Genomic DNA, 10,052 nt, shown 5'->3' with positions numbered 1-10,052 from the left:
GATGCACTCCAGCCCTCAAAAGAGTGCACCCTTCCCCTCAACGGGATACTGCTCAACCCTCATGAAGCAGCATCCAATCTATATAGAGGATGCACTCCGCCTTCAAAGAGTGCATCCTTCCCCTCAAACGGATACCGCCCACCCTCATGAAGCAGTATCCAAGCTGTAGAGGATGCACTCCAGCCCTCAAAAGAGTGCACCCTTCCCCTCAAACACGGGGCGGATGCATCCAACCCTCTCAAGGATGCATCCAAACTGTAGAGGATGCACTCCGCCCTTAAAAGAGTGCACCCTTCCCCTCAAACGGATACCGCCCACCCTCATGAAGCAGTATCCAAACTGTAGAGGATGCACTCAGCCTTCAAAAAAGTGCATCCTTCCCCTCACGGGTTTTACTTAACTTTCATCGCATCTCATTCTTATGAACCCTCATTTTTACGAATCTTTGCTAAAAAGCACAAAAAGAAGTTTTCTAGCAACTATTGTATCACCCATCTTATGGGATTCCACTTGCCTACAGACTTTCAAACTTTTTTACACCCTCATAAAATATGAATCTGAAAGAATTCTTTAAGGCAATTAAGGGTAAATTTTGTCAAAATGTAGACAAACTTTATTCTTTTTTATGACTGTTGTATTTTTACTATAGTTATTTAAATCGAATTTATGTATGATACATATCGATATTTATTTATAGAAATAAATATAGGAGAAAAAACTATGAATATCAGATATTTTTTCATAGCGGGGGCAATTACAAGTGGTTTAGCTCTCGCGATTCAAAAATCTGATCGTATAGTCAATAAAGAACCCTCTCCTATTGTTGCACCTTATACTGTCGAGAAAACAAATTTACAGTTTGTTAAACAAGTAAGGGATACATCGGATACATTGAATATACTGAGAGTAAATAATAGAAGCGCATCAGAACAAGCATCAATAAACGATATATACGAAAAAGGAAAAAGTTTATTGAATGCAATAGCTGGTTTTTTAGGATCAATTATTATATATTTTATACAATTGGTTTCCGCTAGAGTATAAGAGACAAAAATTTCTTAAAATAAGGTTATATACATTTTGTGTATATTGTAAAATTTAAATAAAGAGGCCCTTTTAAAATGGGGCCTTTTTTAGTTTAATTTTTCCGATGTTTTTATTTTTATTGGCTAAATATCACCGCCTTCAAAAATGACATTTTTTACTTGTCCCACATCTCAAATAATGAGGGCTCTCCCCCTAAGCTCCCCCCCCTCATACCACTTTAGTTAATAGACTTCCCTCATAAGCGTTTTAGTTAATAGACTTCCCTCATACCGCTTGAATAAGCGATAATTTATGAGCATTTTCTAACAAAAAAGAGACCGCCTTTAAGAAGATAGAAGAATTTATAATCGATTTTTCTCCCCTATTCTTGAGGATCAAGCCATTTTCAGTCTATTTTTTAAAATCTTGGCTATTATTCTTGATTTTTCGAGCACTTTATTTTGCTCTGGTAAGAAAGGTATGAAAGCGCCTCAATCATAGCGCTTTCACATCTTTTAAATAAAAGTGCTTTTCTTCAACAGGAGAGTACAACACTAATCAATTTTTATATCCATAAATGCAGGTTCACCATCTTTAATATAAATAATATCAGGAGCATGTTTTACCCCCTCTGCTTCAAACACGAACTGTTTATCACTCACATCAAATCCTTGTTCCCTTAATTCTTGTTTTTTCTCCTCGACTAATTTTTTATGAAAAGCGCGTTTTTGATTACACGTATTAGGGGATCTCACTCTGAAAAGCTGATAGTCCATGGCTATAGACCACTTCTCAGCAACCCGTTCCAGAAGATCGTAACTGAACTTTCCTTCCCTTTTCACTTCTTGAGCGATCACCATCGCGCGTTCCAAATGGACTTTTTCAATGGTTTCATCAAAGCCAAGCTTTTCCCCTGCCGTAAAACTTTCATCATAAGAAGCTAAAGTCTCAACATCGCCCAACAAGGCAAGAGCAGCAAGATGTAGCAAAGCATAAGGTGCGAGCTCTATGTCATCATCCGGTGCCCAAGATAAAGAGTCTTTTTCCCAAGGAGGAAGACTATATTGAGAGCGAAACATTCCATGCAAAGAATCACTTTCCATTGTCCATTTTAAAGTTTTATCGAGTGCTTTCTTTAAAAGCTTGGCGCTCACTTTTTCTTCAAAAATTTCCAATCCATTGGGCACAAAATTCATAAATACCGTTGGCACAACCCCAGAATTATGAGGATTAATCGTCTGACAAGCCGCAGCGAAAATACCGCTCATAATTAAAAGTCCGCGATCAAAGGGCGAAAATTCTTCCACTCGTTGCTCGTTATAAAGAAACTGCACTTCGCGATCTGGTAAAAAGAGGGTTGCCAAATAATCTCCCTTTCCCTCGATTTCCACCGACCATCCCAAGCTTTTTAAAAGCCCTGTTGCACTTTCTATCGTGAGAATTTCATCATCATCATAATCGGCAGAGAACTCTTTTTCCTTTAGTTGCAAACGCCTCTCCTGCACCACGGCTTCATCTTTCCAAAACTGCTGCGTTGCAAGATCATTTTCTTTAAGCACTCTTTCCAGCTCGCCTTTCACTTGGAAATTCATTTTCATCCGTTTGAAGACAGAGGTATAAAGAGCTAAAATAAGCATGATAATGATCATGCAAATAGCAATCATCACCCAGAATCCGGGATCCAAGACACGTACCGCTATAGGATCACTGTTCATTTTTCCCTCTCAGTCTTTACAAAGCCCGTGCGACAGAGAGCTTATGTGCTCTCCTACAGAGATTGCTTCTTCTAGTTTCTGAATATTTTTTCGCAACTCACACGTCACTTTGGTGCGAAGCCGTAACATAACCGGAATAAAAATAATGACACAGACCATTATGATGCCCGTCGTTTTAAAGAGAACGGCATGCACAACATATTGCCATCCTGTCAGCTGCCAATTTAATACATCTGGTATTTCTAGAACCATTTTCCAGATGATAATGATAACAGCAATAGCAAAAATAACTTTATAATCCTTTGCTGAGAGCAACGCTTGCTGGAGCGAAAAAGAATGCACTCCTTTATGCGTTTCTTGCTCTGATGCCCAATTTTGCTCCTTCATGTATTCCCCTCTCACTCTTTGAAAAGACCCGTGCGACAGAGAGCTTATTTGCTATCCCACAGAGATTACCTCTTCTCGTTTCTAGATCTTTTTTTCCAATTTACGCATTATCATGATGCAAAACCCAAATATCACTGGAATCAAGAAAAGTACACAGACCATTATGGTTTGCGTCATAATAAAAATAATAATATTTGTGGTGCCTTGATACCCCTTACCTTCCTCACACCTCAAACGGTAAAGATTTTCAAACCGCGCCAATCTGCAACCGATAGCCACAATTCAGCTTTTTTCCAAAAAATTCTCCTATTTTCAAGAAAATGACCCTGCATCCCCACTTCAATAGGATTCATTTCAAAGCTTGAATGAACAAGGCACCTAAAAATACGAAAACAACCCATATACCGCGATCACCTGCTAGAAAAACCGTTCTTTTACTTGTCCCACATCTCAAATAATGAGGGCTCTCCCCCTAAGCGCCCCCCTCTCATACCACTTTAGTTAATAGACTTCCCTCATAAGCGTTTTAGTTAATAGACCTTCCCTCATACCGCTTGAATAAGCGATAATTTATGAGCATTTTCTAACAAAAAAGAGACCGCCTTTAAGAAGATAGCAGAATTTATAATCGATTTTTCTCCCCTATTCTTGAGGATCAAACCATTTTCAGTCTATTTTTTAAAATCTTGGCTATTATTCTTGATTTTTCGAGCACTTTATTTTGCTCTGGTGTGAAAAGTATGAAAGCGCCTCAATCATGGCGCTTTTCTTCTTTCAAATAAGGGTGCTTTTCTTTAACAGAAGAGTAAACTAATCAATTTTTATATCCATAAGTGCGATTTTACCATCTTTAATATAAGTAATATCAGGAGAATGTTTTACCCCTTCTGCTGCAAAGACGCATGGTTCATCACTCACAATACATCCTTGTTCCCTTAATTCTTGTTTTTTCTCCTCGACTATTTTTTTATGAAAATCTCGTTTTTGATTACACGTATCAGGGGGTCTCATTCTGAAAAGCTGATAGTCCATGTCTATAGACCACTTCTCAGCAACCCGTTCCAGAAGATCGTAACTGAACTTTCCTTCCCTTTTCACTTCTTGAGCGATCACCATCGCGCGTTCCAAATGAACTTTTTCAATGGTTTCATCAAAGCCAAGCTTTTCCCCTGCCGTAAAACTTTCGTCATAAGAAGCTAAAGTCTCAACATCGCCCAGCAAGGCAAGAGCTGCAAGATGCAGCAAAGCATAAGGTGCGAACTCTACTTCATCACCCAGTGCCCAAGATAAAGAGTCTTTTTCCCAAGGAGGAATACTATATTGAGAGCGAAACATTTCATGCAAAGAATCACTTTCCATTGTCCATTTTAAAGTTTTATCGAGAGTTTTCTTTAAAAGCTGGGCGCTCACTTTTTCTTCAAAAATTTCCAATCCATTGGATACAAAATTCATAAATACTGTTGGCAAAACCCCAGAATTATGAGGATTAATCGTCTGACAAGCCGCAGCAAAAATACCGCTCATAATTAAAAGTCCGCGATCAAAGGGCGAAAATTCTTCCACTCGTTTCTCGTTATAGAGAAACTGCACTTCACGATCTGGTAAAAAGAGAGTTGCCAAATGATCTCCTTTTCCCTCGATTTCCACCGACCATCCCAAGCTTTTTAAAAGCGCTGTTGCACTCTGTATGGTTAAAAATTCCCCCTCATCAAGCGATTCTTTCTTGCTTTTTTCAGAAATTTTCTTATCCCGCATGGATCTTACCCCTTACCTTCCTCACACCTCAAACAGTGAATATTTTCAAACCGCGCCAATCTGTAACCGATAGCCACAATTCAGCTTTTTCTTCCCAAAAATTCTCCTATTTTCAAGAAAATGACCCTGCATCCCCACTTCAATAGGATTCATTTCAAAGCTTGAATGAACAAGGCACCTAAAAATACGAAAACAACCCATATACCGCGACCACCTGCTAGAAAAACCGTTCCCCCTTCCTCACACCTCAAACGATGAAGTAAGTCCCAAACGCTCACTCTAGGCTCTAAACCCCATGGGCTCTCATGTAATAACGCTTTTATCAATACTAATCCATAATCGGCTTTTCTTCCACTCAATGCCATCCTCAACACTGCTCCTTTAGAGCAATGTTTACGGATAACCCATGAAAGAGCACCAAAACACCTCAGAGGTAAAATGGTATAGAGAGCAATCCCTATAAATGTTGAATCTCTCATAATTTCTTCATTATTTTTCCCCTCTCATGACTTCTCAAGCGCTGTATCCTGTTCTTGCAAGACGTTTTTCAGTTCTTTTTTTAAGCAGCAATACGTTCTCACCTGCTTAAAGACACCATAATAAAGTTGTAAAATCCCCACGGGAATAGCAGCAAACCAAAATGTCACGAACAGAAGCACGAGAACAAATATCATGACAAGAATATCGTCCATTTTCCAGTTCACACTTTCTTTATACCAATCCTTTTGATCGGTTATTTTACCCCGTTGCTGGTTTATTTCTTTCAATTGCCGAATATTTTTTACCAACAAACGCCACAATATGATGCAGAGTATCAACATAACTGGAAACAAGACCCAAACACACACTGCAATAACTTGCCAAAACGTACACAGAGAGAAAAAAAGGGGTGTATCCCACCACCCTGTCAAGTTCTCTTTGCTGCCTAAGGATGAGAGAAAGACAATCCTGTTGCACAACTCAATAATGAGCGAGAGGAAACAAATGACAACATACTCTCGCGCAGAAAAATAATCTTTCTCGAAAAAATGGCGCAGTCCATTATAAAATGCTGAATTTTTCCCCTTCATTGCTCTTCCTTTTTTTTATGAAAAACGCATTTTTTTATCTCATGCTCGCTCTTTTAAGAAGCACTAAAAGTGCGATGCATGGCACTTCCCTTGTTTTCAACAAAAAACCCCGACTTTCTAAAAGCGTGGTTGCTCTTCCAAATGATTAAGAGCAGCCTCCTCATCACAAACGAAAATAGACTATCCCCTTTGCCTGATGATTCTTCAACCATTCAATCCCCTCTTCTTGTGTCACGAGCTTCCAAACATTGCCTCTTCCCCCTCACGATAGCTACAAAAGCGCCTTATCGCTCTCTTTTCTTACGCGTTTTAGTACCCGTCTCACTTTACAATACGTTCTCACGCGCTTGAAAACAAAATAATAAAATTCCAAAATGATCATGACAACACCCGCAGGAAAAAAGACTTCCAGCAGAAATATCAACCAAAGGTATGCGATAAAAAAACTGCTTATTTTTTCTCTATCCTTTTTTACTGGATTATTTTGTTGATCGGTTGTGTGACCCCGTTGCTGGATAGCCTCTTCTAACTGCTGAATCTTTTTTTTCAACAAATACGTTAAGATGAGATAAAGCACCAATAAAACAGGCATCAAGGCAACAACACACACCATGATAACTTCACGCAGCACAAAGAGCGCCAAAAGAGCGCTATCCTGCGATACACTCAACGACCACTCGGATTCTAATGGGATCAAAAGAGCTTTATGACCTATCCCAATAAGGATAGAAATAAGACAAATGATAATATGGTCTTTATAAGAACGAAATGATTTTCCAAAAACAACAGAGCACAGTTTGTTATAAAATGTGGAATTTTCCCCCTTCATTTGCTCTTCCTTTTTATACAACTGTTTGTCCTTGACTTTTATAAGGACACGAACAATCTCTCATATAAGGACACGAACAATCTCTCAAGTAAAATTCCGTCCATTGTCGTCAAACAGAACACCCCCAGAGAACACTCGTATTGCATATTTATGTTGCCAATACTTCAATTTTGCCAATTCACGTGCTTGTTTTAAAGAAGCATCTCTCAACACTTCCAAACCAACGCGCGTCCACCCCATTTCATGAACAGCACCCTTGAAGGAAATAACAATAGCGCCCTCATGAATATATCCCCTTACGATAAAATCTATCACCACCATTGTTTCAATAAAAAGTGTAATCCGGCGCCATCGCTCCCCCCTGCTGCCTCTACGATTACCCATTTACCCTAGGCGCGCACTCTCTTACAACAAAACCTGCCCCTTACAACAGCCATACCCGCCCGCCCCCTACAAACAGCCATACCGCGCGCCCTACAAACAGCCATACCGCTCTGCCCCTACAACAGCCTTTACCCGCACTCCCCCTACAACAGCCATATCTAGCTTCGACAACAGCCCTTATCTCTTGAAAAGATAGAAGCATTTTTATTCTTTTCTCAATTGTTTCCCGCCCCCCACTTAAGACATAAAAAAGGAACTTCCATTGATACGCAAATGATCGCGCAATAAAAGCATTTGAAATAAGAAAATCTTACAACTCTCTTATTCCAATTAAAAAGGATCAATGATCATTATAAATCAAAATATGGCGATATCTTCCTTTTTTCATTGGGAATCTTGCAAGCCAACAGCTAAGAATATATTCATAAAAAACGCTTTTAAAACAATAAGACAGCCGCTACTTTTGAGATCAAACGTTTTAATATTAATGAAAGCACTAACATTCTCTTCAAGTTTGAGGTGTTGTTTTGTCAACAATCTTGTTAGCATGGACTGATTCTATAACTATGCGGTATCATCACAACTGCTCTTTATAAACAGCATAATGATACGCGTCATTTTACTCACAATTCTTTTTAAGCCTTGCGTTATAGGCTTTTCTGGAAAAGATAAAGGAGAATCCTATTGAATATAGCAATTATTTTGGGGTCTGTGCGTCAACCTTCATTAACAAGAACTTTAGCCAGTTATTTAGCGGATTGCCTCACGAAGCGAGGTGCATCACTTCATTGGGTTGATTTGCGTGAACAGCCCTTACCGATGACAGATCCAGATTATCATCAACAGGTTGAGGCTAATCCAAGTGCTGCGGTTCGCCAGTTTGTAAAAACCATTGCAGCGGCTGATGGCGTTATTCTAGCAAGCCCCGTTTATCAAGGGTCTTATTCAGGTGTTTTAAAAAATGCTCTTGATAATTTAGCTTATAATGCCTTTTTAAATAAACCTGTTGGGCTTATCTCTCATGGGAGTACCGCCCAAAAATGCGCACAACCGTGTGAGCATTTATTGCCGGTGGTGAGCACGCTTTATGGTTATGCACTCCAATGTCAAATCGCCTCTTCCCCCGAAGATTTTTCCTCAGATGATGACGGTCGTACTTGGAAAGTTATCAGTGAAGAGATACAAACACGTTGTGAAAGGCTTGCTGATGAAATGTGTACATTTTTAAAGCACCGTGGTGTGATTTAAAGCAAAAAGGGAGGGGGGCATGAAAAAAAGGGTGCGCACTATCGTTATTTAGTGGTAGGGGGCACAGGGATGCTTACCCCTTTGTGTCAATCACTCGAGCCGCAAGAAGTGATTATTGCTGCACGCTTTCTTTCACATAAAGTCCAGCTTGAGGCATTGCACAACAAACAGTTGTGCGTGCCGTTGGATTATGATTGTGCGGCATCAAAGGCGCAATTTTTAGAAGCTGTGAAGCAATGGCATGATCTAAAATATTGCATATTATGGATTCATTCGCCTGCATTTTCTTGCGCATTAATTGAGCAGTTAGCTCTTTTGCCTAAACCACCATGTATTCTTCATATTTTTGGTTCCAACACTCATGATCAAATGGTCCTCGAGTGCGCGCGCAAAAACAAGGTTGATTTTATCCCCATTCGATTAGGACAAAAAATAACCCCAAAAGGTTCACGATGGCTGACTCATCAGGAGATAAGCCAACAGGTACTGGATGCCATAAAAAACCATATGAATAAACCAAACTTATGATCAATACCTATGCTTTTCAAAGAAGCCGTGTCCCTTCAAATCTCTATCCATACCCGAACATCCTCTTGAGTCCCCCATACTCTTTACATCATAGGCTTTGCGAACGAACAATCCCCCTCCCTGCGCCTCTCAAACGGCATCCTTATATCAACAGCCCCAAAACCAAACGTTTTTACCCTTCTCACACGGGCTTATCCCCCTCTGACGGTTTATAAACTTCACACGGGCTTATTCCCTTCTCACGCGACTTAGACAGCATAATCTTATGGGGCGTTATGTTATAAGGCGTCATGGTATAAAACTTAAAACAGCAAATTGTGTTTAGAATTTTTTGTCTATTTTAAAGCTGACCTTTCTCCCCACACCTCAAAAAACGATGATTTCTAAAAAACGTAAGGTTCCCACGAAAAACTTCTCTTTCAACAGTCCAAATTTTAGCAGGTTCGAGTTGATTTCCCGCTCATAGTCTTCCCATAATACTCATACGCGACAAACTTTTTTAAAGAAATTTCAACGCGCTCCTTAAAACAACACTTAAACGTACCAAGAAAGCTTATATCAAAACAGAATTTTATGACATCATGGGAGGATATATTATAACAAACACCACTTCAGAACCGAATGAAAATTAGGCACCCTTACAGCCAGCGTACAAAAAGCACCCTCGTATGCTAAGCATAATAAACTCGTATGCTCAGCATAATAAAAAAGTATCGCAATAAACCGAAAAAAAACCGATAAGAAAACACAATTAGCAAGCATACTTGCTTTAAATTCATTTTTACGACAGCAAATAAGAAAACGTAAAATAAAGAACCGTAAACTTTCAAGCCATTAAACTCAAAAAACAAGTGGTGGATTGAGCTAAATTTAAAGCCTTATAAAGAAAACCCACTGATCATATACAAGATATACCAAAGATACGAAAAACTTCTCTCAAATTTGACGCATTTCACAATCCAACCTTTACGCCTCCATTGGCACCCTCTTCTCCTCAACTGCCCCACAACCCTCACGGCTCTTGATCAACCATACATCCTAGCCATTACAGTTCCACGTTTTTACGATTTTGCAAATTCACAGAAAACAAGAAAACTTCTGATAAACAGC

At 39.4% G+C, this 10,052-nt stretch carries 11 protein-coding genes; 3 read left to right on the top strand and 8 right to left on the bottom strand.

All coding sequences use genetic code 11. From position 1 onward, the window contains the following. The first annotated feature begins 720 nt into the window (after nucleotides 1-720). Nucleotides 721-1,044 carry a hypothetical protein gene (locus tag ACFIJQ_RS04945; RefSeq protein WP_273788613.1) on the top strand — a complete coding sequence of 108 codons (324 nt, stop codon included), beginning with the start codon at nucleotides 721-723 and terminating at the stop codon, nucleotides 1,042-1,044. Between the two features lie 536 nt (nucleotides 1,045-1,580). Here the strand turns inward: ACFIJQ_RS04945 and ACFIJQ_RS04940 are convergent. From ACFIJQ_RS04940 to ACFIJQ_RS04905, 8 genes are all read right to left on the bottom strand, one after another. Continuing rightward, nucleotides 1,581-2,741 (bottom strand): DUF6990 domain-containing protein, encoded by a 1,161-nt coding sequence (locus ACFIJQ_RS04940; RefSeq protein WP_375628842.1) that lies wholly within the window; start codon nucleotides 2,739-2,741, stop codon nucleotides 1,581-1,583. Nucleotides 2,742-2,750: 9 nt separating this feature from the next. Further along, entirely contained in the window at nucleotides 2,751-3,128 is a 378-nt protein-coding gene (locus ACFIJQ_RS04935; RefSeq protein WP_273788534.1) for a hypothetical protein, read from the bottom strand. 810 nt (nucleotides 3,129-3,938) lie between these two features. After that, entirely contained in the window at nucleotides 3,939-4,883 is a 945-nt protein-coding gene (locus tag ACFIJQ_RS04930) for a DUF6990 domain-containing protein (protein ID WP_375628840.1), read from the bottom strand. Nucleotides 4,884-5,032: 149 nt separating this feature from the next. Beyond that, entirely contained in the window at nucleotides 5,033-5,362 is a 330-nt protein-coding gene (locus tag ACFIJQ_RS04925) for a hypothetical protein (protein ID WP_375628838.1), read from the bottom strand. Between the two features lie 24 nt (nucleotides 5,363-5,386). Further along, the gene (locus tag ACFIJQ_RS04920) at nucleotides 5,387-5,953 is read right to left on the bottom strand and encodes a hypothetical protein (protein WP_273788531.1); all 567 of its coding nucleotides are present in this window, start codon (nucleotides 5,951-5,953) and stop codon (nucleotides 5,387-5,389) included. Nucleotides 5,954-6,224: 271 nt separating this feature from the next. Beyond that, nucleotides 6,225-6,782, bottom strand: a complete 558-nt coding sequence (locus ACFIJQ_RS04915) for a hypothetical protein (protein ID WP_375628836.1) — start codon at nucleotides 6,780-6,782, stop codon at nucleotides 6,225-6,227. Between the two features lie 84 nt (nucleotides 6,783-6,866). Then, nucleotides 6,867-7,166: a hypothetical protein gene (locus tag ACFIJQ_RS04910; protein WP_375628835.1), complete on the bottom strand. Its 300-nt coding sequence runs from the start codon at nucleotides 7,164-7,166 to the stop codon at nucleotides 6,867-6,869. Between the two features lie 40 nt (nucleotides 7,167-7,206). Next, the gene (locus ACFIJQ_RS04905; protein ID WP_375628833.1) at nucleotides 7,207-7,368 is read right to left on the bottom strand and encodes a hypothetical protein; all 162 of its coding nucleotides are present in this window, start codon (nucleotides 7,366-7,368) and stop codon (nucleotides 7,207-7,209) included. 482 nt (nucleotides 7,369-7,850) lie between these two features. Here ACFIJQ_RS04905 and ACFIJQ_RS04900 point away from each other — a divergent pair, with 482 nt between their 5' ends. Both ACFIJQ_RS04900 and ACFIJQ_RS04895 read left to right on the top strand, forming a co-directional pair. Next, nucleotides 7,851-8,414: an NADPH-dependent FMN reductase gene (locus ACFIJQ_RS04900; protein WP_273788528.1), complete on the top strand. Its 564-nt coding sequence runs from the start codon at nucleotides 7,851-7,853 to the stop codon at nucleotides 8,412-8,414. 69 nt (nucleotides 8,415-8,483) lie between these two features. Further along, nucleotides 8,484-8,942 (top strand): short-chain dehydrogenase, encoded by a 459-nt coding sequence (locus tag ACFIJQ_RS04895; protein WP_375628831.1) that lies wholly within the window; start codon nucleotides 8,484-8,486, stop codon nucleotides 8,940-8,942. Nucleotides 8,943-10,052: the final 1,110 nt, after the last annotated feature.

Origin of the sequence: Bartonella sp. TT67HLJMS, from assembly GCF_042193375.1 — a bacterium.
GTDB lineage: Bacteria > Pseudomonadota > Alphaproteobacteria > Rhizobiales > Rhizobiaceae > Bartonella > Bartonella grahamii.
Note: the sequence above shows the minus strand (reverse complement) of the source record. Positions and strands in the feature narration are given on the sequence as shown.